Source organism: Corynebacterium macclintockiae, assembly GCF_027570165.1.
GTDB classification, from domain to species: domain Bacteria; phylum Actinomycetota; class Actinomycetes; order Mycobacteriales; family Mycobacteriaceae; genus Corynebacterium; species Corynebacterium macclintockiae.
On the sequence record NZ_JAKMUV010000007.1, the window covers coordinates 1 to 16,223 of the forward strand.

The window sequence follows — 16,223 nt, forward strand, 5'->3', positions numbered from 1 at the left end:
AGGTGATCTGCCTACCCGAGTAGACCTCACCGATGAGTTTGGCCACTTTTTCGACTGTTCCGGAGCTAAATACCGGCACCTTTGAACCCATATCCACAGCTTAAAGCGTGTAGCCGGGTGCTGTAGACCCCCTCCACGAAAAGGTTGGTGGTGAACTTCGAGAACACATTAGTGCAGTTCATCGTGCAAATGGTCCGGAAACATGTTTCCAGGCAACTTGACCTCACTTTGTTTCACGGCCCCATGACCGATTCACTACCCGTGTCCGAAGTCAGGACATAGTTGACAACGTGTTCCAGGGAAAAGCGTTGTGACGGTTGTCAGATCAGCCGCGACATAGTTGACAGTTAGCCACCACAAAGCAAAAGCGGTGATGGTTGACACCTCAGCTGCGACATTGTTGACAGATGAATAGTCCCAACCGCAACCTCGCCATCGTCAAGGCAGTCCGCGAACAAGGCGAACCCGTCACCAAAGTCGCCAAACGCTTCAGAATCTCACGGCAACGTATCCACAAAATCCTGTCCCAGTTCGATGCCGGAGGCGCTGATGCCATCGCCCCGAAATCCCGCGCCCCGCATACCCACCCGCAAGCAGTACCAACATCTTTACGCAACCAGATCATCGACATGCGTAAGCAACTGGTCAGATCCGGTTTAGACGCAGGCCCTGAGACCATCGCATTCCACCTTCACCGCCAGGGGTTGCGAGTACCGTCAACGTCGACCATCCGACGGATCATCACCAACGCAGGCCTTGTCACGCCACATCCGCAGAAAAAGCCACGCAGTTCTTTCATCCGTTTCGAAGCCGCTATGCCCAACGAATGCTGGCAGGCAGATATCACCCACCTACACTTGCTCGACGGCACTCGACTCGAAGTCCTCGACTTCATCGACGATCACTCCCGTTACCTGCTATCGATCACCGCAGCAGCATCCTTCAGCGGACCGGCTGTTGCAGCTGAACTGCAACGCCTCATCGCCACCTACGGCCCGCCGGCATCCACCCTCACCGACAACGGACTCGTATTCACCGCCCGCCTAGCTGGAGCCAGAGGGGGACGCAACGCCTTCGAAAAAACCCTCAACAAATACCGCATCCAACAGAAAAATGGCCGGCCAGGACATCCCCAAACACAAGGGAAGATCGAACGGTTCCACCAAACCCTTAAAAAATGGATTGCTGCCCAATCCCCAGCGATCACCCTGGTCGAACTCCAACGGCAACTCGACACCTTTGCCGACTACTACAACACTGTCCGACCTCACCGAGCCCTCGGAAGACGGACACCACATGAGGTCTACACCACCGGCCCCAAAGCCGAACCCAACGACAAACCGGAAGAAGAATGGCGCGTCCGCAATGATGTCGTCACCCCAAACGGCAAGGTAACCGTCCGTTACGCAAGTAGGCTCTACCAACTTGGTATCGGGCGAAAATACACTGGCGAAACCATCCTTATGGTCATCACCGACAACCATGTCACCACTTCGTTAAAAGAAACTGGCGAGATCATCACCGAGCACTACATCGATACGTCCCGCAATTACCAAAAACCTTATTGGAAGAAAGGCCAACCACCCCTGACCTAAAAGCGAAACCGGCGCCTCGGAAAAAGAAAAACCGAGACGCCAGTTTGTCCATGATGTCGCGACTGAAGTGTCAACTATGTCGCGACTCATGACAATAGCGCCCCCGGCAGGACTCGAACCCGCGACACATGGGGTAGAAACCCACTGCTCTAATCCACTGAGCTACGGAGGCATACGAGTAGATGATAATGCACGCGCCCACGCGCTGAAATCACGGGGCAGCCATGCCGTCGGCGTGGCACAGCCGCGCAGGTAGGCGCCGGGGTAGCGCGCAACCACTGTGACACAACCAACATCACAAAACCGGGAAGTTCACCCTGTCCGGAGCGGAGGGTAAGGTTCCAAACATGTCCTCCCAGGCAGATCAGGAAGCTAAGCAAGCCACGCAAGCCAAGCCCGCCGGGGCGCAGCAGGCGCAAACCGCAACGAAGCCCGCGCAGGCGCAGCAGGCGGAAGCGCAAACCCCGTCCCAGCCAGCGAAGCTGGGCAACCCCGGCCTCGTGTACCTCATCGGCGCACTTGTCGCCGGGTGTTTCGGCGCGGCCATCGGCTACTCCTTCCTCGGCGAATCGCTCGCCCTTCTGGGCATTCCGGACCCCGGCCCGCTGACCACCGTCGGCCTGCCCTTCGTCCGCGGCACGGCGATCTTCATCGGCTGCCTCGGCCTCGGCGGGTTCCTGATGTCCGCCTTCGGCACACCCGCGGATAAGCAGGGCTACCTCACCCTCGACGGTTTCCGCGCCGCCCGCACCGGCACCTGGGGAATGATCGGCTTCGCACTCCTGTCGATCCTGCTGATCCCCATGTACATGTCGGACATCTCCGGCAGCCCCCTCCAAGAGGCGCTAAAGCCCAAGTACTGGGGGATTGCGCTGGATCAGGTGTCGGCGTCCAAATCCTGGCTCTGGGTAGCCATCTTCGCGGGCGTGGCCGGTGTGCTGTCGCTGCTTACACGCAAGTGGATCTGGCAGCCGATCTTCCTGGCGCTGTCGATCCTTTCGCTGATTCCGCTAGCGCTGGAGGGGCACTCCGCGGCGGGCGGTAACCACGACTACGGTGTGAACTCGCTGCTCTGGCACATCATCTGCGTATCGCTGTGGGTGGGTGGCCTGCTGGCCCTGCTGGCGCACGCAAAACGCCGCGGCCCGCACCTGGCCCTCATCGTGCAGCGCTACAGCTTCCTGGCTCTGTTCTGCATCATCGCCGTCGCACTGTCCGGCTTCATCAACGCACTGCTGCGCGTACACCTGGACGAGCTATTTACCACCCAATACGGCCTAGTCATCGTATCGAAGATGGTGATGACCCTGATCCTCGGCTGGTTCGGCTGGGTGCAGCGCTCCCACATCATCCCCAAACTCCAAGACGGCGAAGGCGAAGGCGGCAAGACCACCAGCGCCCAACGCGCACCCTTCATCCGCTTCGCCACCTTGGAAATCTTCATCATGGCCGCCACCATCGGCATCGCCGTGTCGCTGGGGCGCATTCCGCCGCCCATCGAGCAGGTAGTAAACCTCACCCAGCAGGACGTCCTGCTGGGCTACACCCTCACCGAACCGCCGACGATCTGGCGCTACTTCACCATGTTCCGCCTGGACTTGGTCTTCGGCGTGGGCGCAATCATCCTGCAGGCCGGCTACATGTGGGCTTGGCTAAGCATCAAGAAGCGCGGCATCGAATGGCCCATCCAGCGCCTCATTTGGTGGAGCGTCGGCAACCTCACCCTCTTGTTCGCCACCAGCTCTGGCCTGGGCATGTACTCCATGGCGATGTTCGGTCCGCACATGCTGCAGCATGTCATCCTCTCCATGGCCGTGCCCGTGTTCTGGGTCCTTGGCGGCCCCATGACTCTGCTGCTGCGCGCCCTGCCCGCCGCCGGCCGCAATGGCGTTGCCGGCCCGCGCGAATGGTTGGTCGTCTTCATCAACAACCCCGTCTCGCGCTTCCTGACGAACCCTATCGTCGCTGGTACGCAGTTCGTTGTCGGTTTCTATTACCTCTATTTGTCGCCGCTTTTTGACGCCATCGCGCCCGAGCACGCCGGGCACCTGTTTATGATGCTGCACTTCATCATCTCGGGATACATCTTCTATTGGGTGATTATCGGCGTGGATGCCGCACCGCGGAACCTCTCGCCGTTCATCAAGATGCTGACCCTGTTCGCGATGGTGACCTTCCACGCATGGTTCGGTATCGCGATGATGCAGATCTCCGAGCCGCTGAACGCGGAATTCTACAGCCAGCTGGACTTCCCCTTCCCAGTGGATCTGGACCACCAGCAATTCCTCGGCGGCGGCATCACGTGGGGCCTGGGCGAGATCCCGCTACTGATTGTCTCCATCGCCCACGGCTTCCAATGGCTACGCTCCGACCGGCGCGAGGCCAAGCGCTTCGACCGCAAGGAAGAGCGCACTGGCGACGAAGAGCTGGCTGCCTACAACGCCATGCTGGCTGGACTATCCAGCGGGCAGATCGATACTGGCAACCGTGCCTACTACGGCGATGACTACCACGACCAGGACGTTCAGAGCACGCTGCACTCTGCAAAGCACAAGGCTCAGCAAAAGGCCAAATACAGGCAAGAGCACAACAAGCCGGACTAACGCACACCCAGCCGCGAGCTGTCAACCCCCTTCTTTGCAGCCTGTGGATAAGTGCCTTTGATGGGCGGAGTTGTCCACAGGGCGGCGTCCCGAAGAAAAAGAAAAACCCCGAAACGCGCTAACAATAAAGCCACGCGCCGGGGAACAAGCTTCGGTGCGACAACTAGGAAGGGGACAAGTCGGATGAGCAACAATCTGGCGCAGGCATATCTGGTGGGGAACGCGGTTGATCACCCGCAGATTCGGATCAAGGGGCTAGACGGTGGGCCGACTCTCACCACGTTCCGCGTGGCGATGAACCACCGCTACCAAGGGGCGGATGGACAGTGGCAAGACGGCGACCCGTGCTACATGGAAGTGCAGTGCTGGGGCGCGCTCGGGGATAACGTCTGCGCGACGGTATGTAAGGGAATGTCCGTGATCGTCGTCGGGCGCATCGTGCAGAGCACCTGGGAGGCCAACGGAGAAGACGGCAAGTCCGTGACCCGCAGTGTGCTGCGCGTGCGGGCAACCCACGTGGGGCCGGACCTGGGAGCTCGCAATGTATTGGTGAATGTCCGCAAGGCGGTGGAACAAAACGCGGCCAAGAACGCCGAACAAGAGGTCACCAAGGAAGCCGCTAAGGAACTTATGGGAGTTGGTGCGGCCACCACCGGCATGGAGGAACGGGAAGGAGAGGAGAAAACTCCTTTCTAAGCGTTTGGCAGCGTAGCTGACCTGGGCTGCTCGGAGGAGTAGCCCAGGTCGGCCTCTGCACGCTGGCACCACGTACACTGGGTGGGCGAATACATTGGGACACTAACCACGAAAGGTCAGAAGAGTTCACCGTGGGCGAGTTCATTTACACCATGAAGAACGTGCGCAAGGCGCACGGCGAGAAGGTCATTCTGGATAACGTCACGATGGCGTTCTACCCCGGCGCCAAGATCGGCGTAGTGGGACCGAATGGTGCAGGTAAGTCCTCCATCCTGAAGATCATGGCAGGCATCGATCAGCCTTCCAACGGTGAGGCATTCCTGGACCCCGGCGCAACCGTGGGCATCCTCATGCAGGAGCCGCCGCTGAACGAGGAAAAGACCGTTCGCCAGAACGTCGAAGAGGGCATGGGTGAGATCTTCGAGATCCGCCAGCGCTATGAAGAGATCGCCGAAGAAATGGCCACCAACTACACCGATGAGTTGATGGAAGAGATGACGACTCTGCAGGAGCAGATCGACGCTGCAGATGCGTGGGAACTGGATTCCAAGATCGAGCAGGCGATGGACGCGCTGCGCTGCCCGCCGGCGGACGATCCCGTGACCAACCTGTCCGGTGGTGAGCGCCGCCGCGTGGCGCTGGCGAAGCTGCTGCTTTCCGAGCCGGACCTGCTGCTGCTGGACGAGCCTACTAACCACCTGGACGCCGAGTCTGTCCTGTGGCTGGAGCAGCACCTGAAGGACTACAAGGGTGCCGTCCTGGCCGTCACCCACGACCGCTACTTCCTGGACCACGTCGCAGGCTGGATCTGTGAGGTCGACCGCGGCAAGCTGTACCCCTACGAGGGCAACTACTCCACCTACCTGGAGACCAAGGCCAAGCGCCTGGAGGTCGCAGGCAAGAAGGACGCGAAGCTGCAGAAGCGACTGAAGGAAGAGCTGCAGTGGGTTCGCTCCGGCGCGAAGGCTCGCCAGGCGAAGAACAAGGCCCGCCTGCAGCGCTACGAGGAGATGGCTGCGGAGGCAGAGCAGTACAAGAAGCTCGACTTCGAAGAGATCCAGATCCCGACCCCGCCGCGCCTGGGTAACCAGGTTGTCGAGGTTACGAATCTGAACAAGGGATTCGACGGCCGGACCCTGATCAAGGACCTGTCGTTCACCCTGCCGCGCAACGGCATTGTGGGCGTCATCGGCCCGAACGGTGTGGGTAAGACCACCTTGTTCAAGACTATCGTCGGCCTGGAAGAGCCGGATTCGGGCGAAGTGAAGGTCGGCTCCACCGTGCAGCTGAGCTACGTGGACCAGAACCGCGAGAACATCGACCCGGAGCAGACCGTGTGGCAGGTCGTTTCCGACGGCCTGGACTACATCCACGTCGGCCAGAACGAAATGCCTTCCCGCGCGTACCTGTCCGCGTTCGGCTTCAAGGGGCCGGACCAGCAGAAGCCTTCCAAGGTGCTGTCCGGTGGTGAGCGAAACCGCCTGAACCTGGCGCTGACGCTGAAGCAGGGCGGCAACCTGATCCTGCTGGATGAGCCTACTAACGACCTGGACGTTGAGACCCTGTCCTCCCTGGAGAACGCTCTGCAGCAGTTCCCGGGCTGCGCGGTGGTCATTTCGCACGACCGCTGGTTCCTGGACCGCACCTGCACCCACATCCTGGCCTGGGAGGGCAACGTCGCCGAGGGCCAGTGGTACTGGTTCGAAGGCAACTTCGAGGACTACGAGAAGAACAAGGTCGATCGCCTTGGCCCGGAGGCTGCACGTCCGCACCGCGTGACGCACCGCAAGCTGACCCGCTAGTCGCTGAAGCGTGTTAGCGCAGCACGCGGCGCAGGCTAACTAACTGGCCTGCGCCGCGTTTCTCGCTTCAAACCGTGTACCTACGTGAACCTGTGTGAATGGTGTGGCAATATAGGTTCGTAAAACAAAAGTAACGCGCGGGGTTTAACTGCGCGGAGTTAAACGAGGTTCCACACGCAATGCCCTTCATCGAATACGAGGTCACCGGGACTCGCTGGCACACCTGCCATCGCGAGCTCCGCTGGTCCGACTTCGACCAATACCAACACGTCAACAACGCCAAGTACCTGGAGTTTGGCCAGGACGCACGGATGGTGTTCCTCAAAGACGTGCTGATGGAAATGGACATTGCTGTCCCCCCGATGTTCGCCCGCCACACCACCATCGACTACCCGTTCCCCCTGTCGCCGGGGGAATCGGAGGTAGCCGTGGCCTCCTACTTCATCGACGTGGGGCGCAAATCCTGCACCATGCGCCAGGTCATTCAAGATTCTGTTGGGCGCGTGACCTGCACCATTGATGCCGTCATGGTGGGCATCGACGTAATGACGGGGAAGTCCCGCGAGTGGAACGACCAGGACATCAACAACATCAACATGTTCCTGATCCCCGCGGACCACGATGTGGTCACCGACCGCGCCACCACGGCCGCGCGTTTCTAAGTCGCCCGGACTCTGACCTGCAAGCGCTTAGCCCGCGCGGGCTTAAACTTTGGGGAGGGCTAAGGTGGGGGAGCTATGGGCGTCACAATCGATTTACAGGGAATAGTTGATTCGCGATCCGCGGCTGCGGCAGTGAGCGCCATGCGGCGTGCGGGGGCAGTGATGAAGCGCGCGCTGGTGATGGATCCGGGTGCGCTCGTGCGCCTGAGCGCTGTGGGCGAGCGGTCGACGGATCTTTTCATATCGACGCCACTAGGCTGCGTGGCTTCCGTGCGAGTACCAGGGCAGGTAGGCGGCGCTGCGAATGGTAGCGCAAGTGCCGGTGCGGTGGCCTACGCCAGCGAAGCACTGGGAGCGATCGTCGGCTTCGAACCCGGCCAGCAGACCCTCGACCTGGGAGCGGACGTGGACCTGATGTGGGTCGGTTCGCTGCCGCCACAGCAAGGCTTCGAGCTGATCGACACAGTACCGGGCGACGTGCTGCGCGGCCTGCACGCGGACATGGCCACGGAGAACGAGGCGAACTCCGGTCCCATGGGCATCGCGCGCAGCCTGTTGGAGCAGCAGATGTTGACGGTGCAGCGCACGGAATCTAGTGACGCCACCGCCTCCGTCGCACTGGAGGGGCGAATCATCGCGGCACTCGGCGGCCTGCGGCTGGTTCCAGAGCCAGGGGAGAAGCTGCGGGATTATGATTATGTGCGCGTGAGTGCCAGCGGGTCGTGGATCCGGGTGGATGCGCTGGTCGGCAGCGTGTATGCACCGCGCCCCGGTGGGCTGGCGCGGGTGCCCGGGCCACGCTAGAGGCTTTTTGGGGGCGGGGGACGGGGCCTTCGCGCGCAGGGTGCTGTGAGTGGATTAGGCGCTGACGTACATGTCGTAGCCCAATTTGGTGCTCATGACGACAACAACGACGAGCAGCGCGATGCGGACAAAACCGGTTCCCTTGGAAAGTACCAGGCGTGCCCCTACCTGTGCTCCGGCCACATTGAAGACCGCTAGGCCGAGGCCCAGCGGCCAAAGAACGTGACCGCCGATGGCAAACACTGTCAGGGCGCCCAGGTTCGTGGCGATGTTGATGATCTTCGCCAGCGCGGCGGATTCCACGAAAGACCTGCTAAGAAGTGCCGTAAACACGATGATCAAGAAGGTGCCCGTGCCTGGCCCAAAGAAGCCGTCGTAGGTGGCGATGGCTCCCACCGCGAAGAGCGCGATGAGCCACCGGCGGCGACTCTGTGCCGGTGCGCGCTGGGGAGTGCCGAAGCTGGGTTTAAGGGCGACATAGGTGCCAACGGCTAGCAAGAGGAAGATCACCAGAGGGCGCAAAACCTCTGTGCTGAGCGCCGCTACTAGCAGCGCGCCCGAGGCTGCGCAGACGAATGCGAGCGGAACCCCATAGGCCACCAGCTTGCGGTCGATCTTTTGGCGAATATCAGAGGATCGGAGCATGCGCGCGGCAGCCGAAGAGGTTCCAAAAACCGCCGCGAGTTTGTTCGTCGCCATCGCCGAGGCTTCGGGGGTCGCGGGGGCGACGATCAAGATCAGGGGAATGAGGACCAGGCCACCGCCACCGACGATGGCATCAATCAAACCTGCGACGAAGGATCCCACTGCGAGGATCGAAAACGTCTCGGCGGAAAGCTCTGCTAACACGTTTAGTGCCGATCAGGAGCGTTGACCAGCATGTGCGCGACCCGTTCCATGTGATCCCACATGGCCGCGCGGTGCTCGTCGGGGAGTTGTTCACTATCGACAGTTGCCATGGCGTTGCCCATGAGCTCTAGCCAGCGGTCGCGGGCGGCCGTATCGATGCGGAAGGGGGCGTGGCGCATCCGCAGGCGCGGGTGGCCGCGCCGGGCGTTGAACTCCGCGGGGCCGCCCCAGTACTGCACCAGGAACCAGCGCAGGCGATCTTCGGCGCCTTCGAAGTCCTGTTCCGGGTACATCGGTGCGAGGATATCGTCGGTGCGCACCTGGCGATAAAACTCATGCACGATGGCGCGGAATGTGTCCTCGCCGACAGCATCGTAGAAGCTAGAAGTCATGCTTCAACCTTAACTGTTCCGCGATAGCGGGCGGGGCGGGATGGGCGCAGCCCCCGCCTGCCATTAGGGCGCAGCCCCGCGGCTACTTGCCCGCCGCGTCGACAGCTCGGGCGTCGAAAGCGCGGGCGGCCTTGGCTCGTGCCACGCGGTCGCGACCTTCGGAGAGCACGCGACGCAGACCGCTCGGGGTGTCCTTCGCCTTCACAAGTTCAGCGATGGCGGCATCCGTGGCGTCGCTGTGATCCCAGGTGGGGTAGATGCCCTCCAGGGTGCGCAGAGCCATCTCTGAGTTCAGGGACTTCCACCACTCCACGGCATGGGCAGCGTAATCGGCGCTGAACTGCTGCAACAGGTCGGCGTGGCCGACGTGCACCAGTCCGGCGTTGCGGTGGCGCAGGCTCAGGTTGCTCTGCTGCGGCGCCTCCACGGTCAGGGAGTGCCAGACCTGCTGCTTGGTCTGCTCATCCGGCACGGAGGAACGCGCCTGCAACGCCAGCGCCGCACCGCTGGAGGACTTGTCCTTAGCCTCCTCGGCAGCGATGCGCTCCTCGACCTGCTCGGAGGAATCTCCGGTGACGCGGGCCGCAGCCGTCAGCGCGATGATGATCGCCCAGCGCAGATCCTGGTCCACGTCGAGGCCCGGGATCGCCTCGGCGCCGTCGCCAGCCTCACCCAGCAGCGCGCGCAGCACCTCCGCCGACTCGGCAGAGTGCACGCACCCCACGAACGCGCGGACGAAAGCCAGCTGGGCCGGGCCGCTGGTCTTGCGCGCCGCAGCCAGGAAGGCCTCCCGCAGCTGCGCCCAGCCCTCGTCCGCCCACTCCGGGTCGGCGTAGTTCGCGGCCGCCGAGCGCGCCTGGGCCAGAATCTGCTCCAGCACAGCCAGCTCGGTTTCCTCGGCAGCGCCTCCGGCGACCAAGCCGATGAAGTCGCGGGCCCGCATCTGCGCGTTGCGCGTCATCTGCCAGGTCGCGGACCACACCAGGGCGCGCGCCATCGGGTCGGTGATGCGCGCGATGTTCGGCACGCCGGTTCCGGCCGTGTTGTCGTCGGCTCCTACGTCGGCTCCGTCGCTACCTGCGCCACCAATCGCCGTAGCCAGGGACCCCTCGTCCAGCGCCATTTTGCCGTAGGCCAGGTCGTCGTCGTTGACCAGCACCAGGTCGCCAGCGGGCACGCCCACCAGCTCGGGAACCTCGGTTCGCTCGCCGGAAACATCCAATTCCACGCGCTTGGTGCGCTGCAGCGCGCCGCCTTTGTCACCGGTGCCGTTACCACCGTCGAAGCTGTACACGCCCACGGCAATGCGGTGGGTGCGCGTTTCGCCCGCGCCGGGCTGCGCACCAGACTGCTCCACGGCGAAGGAACTATAGGCGCCGTCCGTCACCTCGAACACCGGGGTCAGCGTATTGATGCCCGTCGTGCGCAGCCACTGATCCGACCAGTCCGACAGGTCGCGACCCGAGGCTTTCTCCAGCGCCCCCAGCAGGTCCGCGAACGTAGCGTTGCCCCAGGCGTGTGCGGCGAAGTGTGCGCGGATGCCCGCGAAGAATTCCTCCAGCCCCACGTAGGCCGCCAGCTGCTTCAGCACGCTCGCGCCCTTGGCGTAGGTAATGCCGTCGAAGTTCGCCTCCACCGTTTCGATATCGCCCGCGTCAGAGAACACCGGGTGGGTCGAGGACAGCTGGTCCTGCGCATACGCCCATGCCTTCTCCTTGCTGTTGAACGTCACCCATGCCGTGTCGTACTTCGTCGCCCCCGCCTGGCTCATGGCTGCCGACCAGGTGGCGAAGGATTCGTTCAGCCACAGGTCGTCCCACCACTTCATCGTCACCAGGTCGCCGAACCACATGTGCGCCAGCTCGTGCAGGATCGTGTCCGCGCGGCGTTCGTACTGGTAGTGGCTGGCTGCGGAGCGGAAGATGTACTCGTCGCGAATCGTCACCGCACCCGCGTTCTCCATGGCACCCATGTTGTATTCGGGGCAGAAGATCTGGTCGTATTTGTAGAACGGGTAGCCGATGCCGAACTTATCCGCGTAGTAGTCGAAGCCCTGCTTGGTTACCTCGAACAGCTCGTCGGAATCCAGGTACTCCGCCAGCGACTGGCGGCAATACAGCGCCAGCGGCACGCGCATTTCGCCACTGGTCTGCAGGTTCTTGCCCAAAGGATTGTCGGCCAGCGCTTCCGCGGTCTCGGGGTGCTCGGTAATGGTGCCGCGCCATTCGTCGCGCACCACGTGCCACGGGCCTACGCAGAACGCAATGAGGTAGGTCGACAGCAGGTAGTCCACGGTCGCACTGTGCTTTTTCTTATTGACGCCCGCAGCCTCCGCCACGGAAACCTCATTGTTCGTCACCACGGTCCACTCGGTGGGCGTGGTGAGCTCAACGTCATAAGTCGCCTTGATGTCCGGCTGGTCGAAGCAGGCAAAGACCCGCTTGGCGTCCGCCGTCTCGAACTGGGTGTACATGTAGGCCTGGTCATCGCTGGGATCGAAGAAGCGGTGCAGACCCTGCCCCGTGGTGGAGTACGGAATCTCCGCCTCCACCAGCAGCTCGTGCTGGCCACTAGACAGGTCGTTCAGCGGAATGCCCGTAGTGGCGTCATAAGTAAAGTCCCCAAGTGCCGCGCCATCGAGCTCCACCCGCAACAGCGAGTCCGCGCGCAGATCCAAGAAAGTAGACCCGGCTCCGGACGTGAAGGTGATGCGGGTCAGCGAGCGGAAGAGCTTGTTGTCGGGCTGTTCGCCGCCGGAAAGATCCAGCTGGATGGAGTAGTGAACATCGCTAATGAGGTTGGCGCGATGCTCAGCCTCGGTACGGGTTAGGTTGATGGAAGTCATGCAGACCACCCTAGTAGGAGCGCCGGACAGGGGGAGCCGCGCGATGGTTAGAGTGGGGGACATGACTGAACCACAGAAGCAGACCGTAACCATGTTCTTCGACGCTATCTGCCCCTTCGCCTGGGTAACCAGCCGCTGGCTGATGGAGGTGCAGGAGGTGCGCGACGTAGAGGTGAAGTTCCAGCCGATGAGCCTTTCCGTGCTGAACGAGGGCCGCGACCTGGATCCCGCCTACCGCGAGAAGATGGACGCCGCGTGGGCGCCGGCGCGCGTAGCAACCGCAATCTGGCAGGAACACCCGGAGAAGCTCTCCGCCTGGTACACCGCGATGGGCACCAAGATCCACAACGAGCAGCGCGCGGATGCCACCGATCCGCACGGCTACGACGAGCTGATCGCTGAGTCCCTGGAAGAGGTCGAGCTGCCCGCCGACCTGGCGAAGGTTGGCCACCTGGCTGCAGACGACGAGGGCTCCTACGAGGCGCAGCTGCGCGAATCGCAGGACAAGGCGATCGAGCTGGTGGGTGACGAGGTCGGCACTCCGGTCGTGCAGCTGGGCGACGTAGCCTTCTTTGGGCCGGTCATTACCCGCATCCCGCGTGGGGAAGAGGCAGGCAAGATGTTCGATGCCTCCGTGACCCTGGCGGCGAACCCGCACTTCTTCGAGCTGAAGCGCTCCCGCACCGAAGCGCCGGTAGCGGAGTAAAAGGTGCCCGCGGGATAGCTCCCGCGAGCACCCGGCGACCGGCTAGACTGGCACCATGCGTATTTACCTAGGTGCAGATCATGCCGGTTTCGAGATGAAGAACGTGATCAAGGATCACTTGAGCTCCAAGGGCTTCGAGGTTGTGGACTGCGGTGCCCACACCTACGACGCGGACGATGACTACCCGGCTTTCTGCATTGCAGCAGCCAAGTCCGTCGTGGAGGACGAGGGTTCGCTGGGCATCGTGCTCGGCGGCTCCGGCAACGGCGAGCAGATCGCCGCTAACAAGGTTCCGGGCGCGCGCTGTGCGCTGGCGTGGTCCGTGGAGACCGCGAAGCTGGCCCGTGAACACAACAACGCCCAGCTGATTGGGCTGGGCGGTCGTATGCACTCCGAGGAGGAGGCGCTGGCTATTGTTGATGCTTTCGTTTCCCAGCCGTGGTCGGAGGCGGAACGCCACCAGCGCCGTATCGACATTCTGGCGGAGTACGAGCGTACGGGCGAGGCTCCGGCGCTGCCGGAAAACTAGGTTTTCTTGGTTCTTTAGTTCTTGATTCTTAGTTCGCGGTGGTGCTCGACGCGTTCGATGCGCCATCGCGCTTTTCTTGCCACTCCTTGACCACGTTGGAATCCCACAGAGTCAGCCCGTGATATTTGGTCACCGGGCGAGGTGCACGGCCGCGTCCCGCGTAGCTCGTGAAGGTGCCACGGGCGGTACCGGAGAACTCGGCGCATTGTGCTGCAGTCCAGAGTTCCGTGCCGGTTTTCTTGTCCACGATGATTGGTTCCATGACACTAGAATCTACCGCTAAAGATGGGCTCCCTCAATGCGATACGCAGATTCGCTACACCTGCATACCCCCGCAAGAACGCAGGTTAATAGTGGTTTGGTGGAAGGATTTTGCTGGACACTGGGGGTTATGGTGTAACATCACTGGACGTAGCAGAAGCTAGCTGCTTATGGGAATGTCGTATAGTGGCTAATACCTCAGCCTTCCAAGCTGAAGACGCGGGTTCGATTCCCGTCATTCCCTCCACTTTTTTCGAGGCAGCTCCTCTGGTCGCGATCGTTCGCGAAACCGGGGGAGCTGCCGTTTTGTATTTAGCGGTCTGCTGCCAGTAGAGTAACGTTCGCAGCTTCCGCGTACCTTGCGTTCGGCGCTTGGCGTTCGGCGTTTGGGTTAAATGTGCGGAGTATGCGGCTCGGGATATGGCGCAGTTTGGTAGCGCACTCGCTTTGGGAGCGAGGGGTCGCAGGTTCAAATCCTGTTATCCCGACATTTTTTATTTTGTCGCTTTTTTAGTGACGCCACCCTGCGGGGTCGCTTCCTTTGGGCGATGAAGTGGGGGTTTGCGGTCTGAACCGCCGGGGGAATACAAGGCCTGTTGGTGACGGTTGAGTTCCGAAACCTGACCCCCGCGTGATGTGCCCGGCGATGGTTCTATAAAATTGAGCACCGACCGTACAAGCGCTGCGTGACGAACGATGACCGCGGTGCATGAAGCTATCAATACACAGGAGTGTGCATTCGTGAAGAGCTCTGTAGAAAATCTGAGCACCACCCGCACCAAGCTCACGATTGAGGTCCCTTTCGAGGAGCTTAAGCCAGAGTTCGATAAGGCTTACAAGTCTCTTGCGCAGCAGGTAAACATGCCTGGCTTCCGTAAGGGCAAGGTTCCGGCGAAGATTCTGGAAGCCCGCCTGGGGCGCGGAGTTGTTCTGGATCAGGTTATTAACGAGATGCTGCCTTCTCGCTACAGCCAGGCTGTAGAGGAGAACGACATCAAGGCTCTCGGCCAGCCGGAGATCGAGATCGCGGAGCTGGAGGATGGCAAGCACATTACCTTCACCGCTGAGGTTGACGTCCGCCCGGAGATCGAGGTTCCGGACTTCTCTGACATCTCCGTTGAGGTTGCACCGCTGAAGGCTGACGATGAGGCCATCGACGCGGAGCTGAAGAACCTGCAGGCTCGCTTCGGCACCCTGAAGCCGGCTGACCGCGCAGTGAAGAAGGGCGACTTCGTCTCCATCGACCTGTCCGCCACCATCGACGACGAGGCTGTCGACGAGGCCACCACCGAGGGTCTGTCCCACGAAGTTGGCAACGATTCCCTGATCGAGGGTCTGGATGACGCTCTGATCGGCATGAAGGAAGGCGAGGAGTCCACCTTCACCTCCAAGCTGGTTGCCGGCGAGCACGCTGACGAGGAGGCTGAGGTTACCGTCAAGCTCGGTTCCGTCAAGGAGCGCGAGCTGCCTGAGCTGGACGATGACTTCGCTCAGCTGGCCAGCGAGTTTGACACCCTGGACGAGCTGAAGGAATCCCTGAAGGGCCAGGTCGAGCAGCAGCTGAAGAACACCCAGGCTGGCGAGATCCGCGACAAGGTTCTGGCCGCTGCGCTGGAGAAGACCGAGTTCGACCTCCCTGAGTCCGTTGTCAAGGAGCAGGTCGACGCTCAGATCCAGCAGATCATCCAGCAGTTCGGTGGCGACGAGAAGGTCTTCGAGTCCATGCTGGCTGCCCAGGATATGACTCGCGAGAAGTTCGAAGAGGATGCTCGCAGCTCCGCTGAGGATTCCGTACGCACCCAGCTGTTCCTGGATGCAGTTGCGGATGAGGAAAAGCCGGAGGTTTCCCAGGAAGAGCTGATGGATCACATCGCCTTCACTGCTAACCAGTACGGCATGGATCCGAACCAGTTCATCATGCAGCTGCAGCAGGCCGGTCAGCTGGGCAGCCTGTTCGCAGACGTTCGCCGCGGCAAGGCTCTGGCGCTGAACATCGCCAAGACCTCCGTGAAGGACACCGACGGTGCAGACGTGGATCCGAAGGAGTACTTCGGTGATCCGGAGGCTGATGCCGACAAGGCGGACTCCGCTAAGGAGGACAAGGCTGCAGAGAAGCCGAAGAAGGCTCCGGCTAAGAAGTCCACCAAGTCCACCGCCAAGAAGGCAGCGGCTAAGAAGTCGACCGCCAAGAAGAGCACCACTAAGAAGGCACCGGCGAAGAAGTCTGCGGCGAAGAAGTCCACCAAGTCCACGGCCAAGAAGTCGACCGCCAAGAAGAGCACCACTAAGAAGACTGCGGCTAAGAAGGCCACCAAGTCCTCCGCCAAGAAGGCTGCGGAGAAGAAGGAAGACTAGGAATTCCCTTTTAAGCTTCCACCCGCCGCCGGAACCTCTCGCTGAGGTTCCGGCGGTTTTCTTTTTGCCTGCCTTTGAGCACGGCTACCGTGCGCTGACAGCGAACAACCCCACCAGAAGGCAC

Annotated in this window: 13 protein-coding genes and 3 tRNA genes; 11 read left to right on the forward strand and 5 right to left on the reverse strand. The window is 61.6% G+C overall.

Annotation, left to right across the window (positions count from 1 at the left end; all coding sequences use genetic code 11):
* Positions 1 to 407 precede the first annotated feature (407 nt).
* Positions 408 to 1,595 carry an IS481-like element IS3514 family transposase gene (locus L8U58_RS06695; RefSeq protein WP_269954982.1) on the forward strand — a complete coding sequence of 396 codons (1,188 nt, stop codon included), beginning with the start codon at positions 408 to 410 and terminating at the stop codon, positions 1,593 to 1,595.
* Positions 1,596 to 1,693: 98 nt separating this feature from the next.
* On the opposite strand, the gene L8U58_RS06700 is transcribed toward L8U58_RS06695, so the two are convergent.
* Positions 1,694 to 1,767 (reverse strand) — tRNA-Arg (locus L8U58_RS06700).
* A 175-nt stretch (positions 1,768 to 1,942) separates the two neighbouring features.
* On the opposite strand from L8U58_RS06700, the gene L8U58_RS06705 reads away from it, so the two are divergent.
* The 5 genes from L8U58_RS06705 (at position 1,943) to L8U58_RS06725 (ending at position 8,162) form a co-directional block, all read left to right on the forward strand.
* Positions 1,943 to 4,198: a bifunctional copper resistance protein CopD/cytochrome c oxidase assembly protein gene (locus L8U58_RS06705; RefSeq protein WP_269954983.1), complete on the forward strand. Its 2,256-nt coding sequence runs from the start codon at positions 1,943 to 1,945 to the stop codon at positions 4,196 to 4,198.
* A gap of 183 nt (positions 4,199 to 4,381) precedes the next feature.
* Positions 4,382 to 4,894, forward strand: coding sequence for a single-stranded DNA-binding protein (locus L8U58_RS06710; RefSeq protein ID WP_034966890.1), 513 nt, complete (start codon positions 4,382 to 4,384; stop codon positions 4,892 to 4,894).
* A 131-nt stretch (positions 4,895 to 5,025) separates the two neighbouring features.
* Positions 5,026 to 6,696, forward strand: a complete 1,671-nt coding sequence (gene ettA, locus L8U58_RS06715) for an energy-dependent translational throttle protein EttA (protein ID WP_269954984.1) — start codon at positions 5,026 to 5,028, stop codon at positions 6,694 to 6,696.
* 179 nt (positions 6,697 to 6,875) lie between these two features.
* Positions 6,876 to 7,358 carry an acyl-CoA thioesterase gene (locus L8U58_RS06720; RefSeq protein ID WP_269954985.1) on the forward strand — a complete coding sequence of 161 codons (483 nt, stop codon included), beginning with the start codon at positions 6,876 to 6,878 and terminating at the stop codon, positions 7,356 to 7,358.
* A 75-nt stretch (positions 7,359 to 7,433) separates the two neighbouring features.
* Entirely contained in the window at positions 7,434 to 8,162 is a 729-nt protein-coding gene (locus L8U58_RS06725; RefSeq protein WP_034966907.1) for a DUF8185 domain-containing protein, read from the forward strand.
* 54 nt (positions 8,163 to 8,216) lie between these two features.
* Here L8U58_RS06725 and L8U58_RS06730 read toward each other — a convergent pair whose 3' ends face one another.
* The 3 genes from L8U58_RS06730 to pepN form a co-directional block, all read right to left on the reverse strand.
* The gene (locus L8U58_RS06730; protein ID WP_034973340.1) at positions 8,217 to 9,011 is read right to left on the reverse strand and encodes a TSUP family transporter; all 795 of its coding nucleotides are present in this window, start codon (positions 9,009 to 9,011) and stop codon (positions 8,217 to 8,219) included.
* A 2-nt stretch (positions 9,012 to 9,013) separates the two neighbouring features.
* Positions 9,014 to 9,403: a globin gene (locus L8U58_RS06735; RefSeq protein WP_080716845.1), complete on the reverse strand. Its 390-nt coding sequence runs from the start codon at positions 9,401 to 9,403 to the stop codon at positions 9,014 to 9,016.
* 82 nt (positions 9,404 to 9,485) lie between these two features.
* Positions 9,486 to 12,248, reverse strand: a complete 2,763-nt coding sequence (gene pepN / locus L8U58_RS06740; RefSeq protein ID WP_269954986.1) for an aminopeptidase N — start codon at positions 12,246 to 12,248, stop codon at positions 9,486 to 9,488.
* Positions 12,249 to 12,309: 61 nt separating this feature from the next.
* Here pepN and L8U58_RS06745 point away from each other — a divergent pair, with 61 nt between their 5' ends.
* Both L8U58_RS06745 and L8U58_RS06750 read left to right on the forward strand, forming a co-directional pair.
* Positions 12,310 to 12,954 carry a mycothiol-dependent nitroreductase Rv2466c family protein gene (locus L8U58_RS06745; protein ID WP_034966916.1) on the forward strand — a complete coding sequence of 215 codons (645 nt, stop codon included), beginning with the start codon at positions 12,310 to 12,312 and terminating at the stop codon, positions 12,952 to 12,954.
* A 55-nt stretch (positions 12,955 to 13,009) separates the two neighbouring features.
* Positions 13,010 to 13,483: a ribose-5-phosphate isomerase gene (locus tag L8U58_RS06750; RefSeq protein ID WP_034966920.1), complete on the forward strand. Its 474-nt coding sequence runs from the start codon at positions 13,010 to 13,012 to the stop codon at positions 13,481 to 13,483.
* Between the two features lie 28 nt (positions 13,484 to 13,511).
* Here the strand turns inward: L8U58_RS06750 and L8U58_RS06755 are convergent, their stop codons facing one another.
* A complete protein-coding gene (locus L8U58_RS06755; RefSeq protein WP_070550497.1) occupies positions 13,512 to 13,745 on the reverse strand; it encodes a hypothetical protein in 234 nt (77 codons plus the stop codon).
* A gap of 171 nt (positions 13,746 to 13,916) precedes the next feature.
* Here L8U58_RS06755 and L8U58_RS06760 point away from each other — a divergent pair.
* From L8U58_RS06760 to tig, 3 genes are all read left to right on the forward strand, one after another.
* Positions 13,917 to 13,991 (forward strand) — tRNA-Gly (locus L8U58_RS06760).
* Positions 13,992 to 14,158: 167 nt separating this feature from the next.
* Positions 14,159 to 14,232, forward strand: a tRNA-Pro gene (locus L8U58_RS06765).
* A gap of 253 nt (positions 14,233 to 14,485) precedes the next feature.
* Entirely contained in the window at positions 14,486 to 16,099 is a 1,614-nt protein-coding gene (gene tig / locus L8U58_RS06770) for a trigger factor (RefSeq protein ID WP_035001612.1), read from the forward strand.
* The last annotated feature ends 124 nt before the right edge of the window (positions 16,100 to 16,223 follow it).

Coding starts and splice junctions, on each gene's coding strand:
- L8U58_RS06705 (WP_269954983.1), top strand. CDS start 1,943: ATGTCCTCCCAGGCAGATCAGGAAGCTAAGCAAGCCACGCAAGCCAAG.
- L8U58_RS06745 (WP_034966916.1), top strand. CDS start 12,310: ATGACTGAACCACAGAAGCAGACCGTAACCATGTTCTTCGACGCTATC.
- pepN (WP_269954986.1), bottom strand. CDS start 12,248: ATGACTTCCATCAACCTAACCCGTACCGAGGCTGAGCATCGCGCCAAC.
- L8U58_RS06725 (WP_034966907.1), top strand. CDS start 7,434: ATGGGCGTCACAATCGATTTACAGGGAATAGTTGATTCGCGATCCGCG.
- L8U58_RS06710 (WP_034966890.1), top strand. CDS start 4,382: ATGAGCAACAATCTGGCGCAGGCATATCTGGTGGGGAACGCGGTTGAT.
- L8U58_RS06755 (WP_070550497.1), bottom strand. CDS start 13,745: ATGGAACCAATCATCGTGGACAAGAAAACCGGCACGGAACTCTGGACT.
- L8U58_RS06695 (WP_269954982.1), top strand. CDS start 408: ATGAATAGTCCCAACCGCAACCTCGCCATCGTCAAGGCAGTCCGCGAA.
- L8U58_RS06720 (WP_269954985.1), top strand. CDS start 6,876: ATGCCCTTCATCGAATACGAGGTCACCGGGACTCGCTGGCACACCTGC.
- L8U58_RS06735 (WP_080716845.1), bottom strand. CDS start 9,403: ATGACTTCTAGCTTCTACGATGCTGTCGGCGAGGACACATTCCGCGCC.
- L8U58_RS06750 (WP_034966920.1), top strand. CDS start 13,010: ATGCGTATTTACCTAGGTGCAGATCATGCCGGTTTCGAGATGAAGAAC.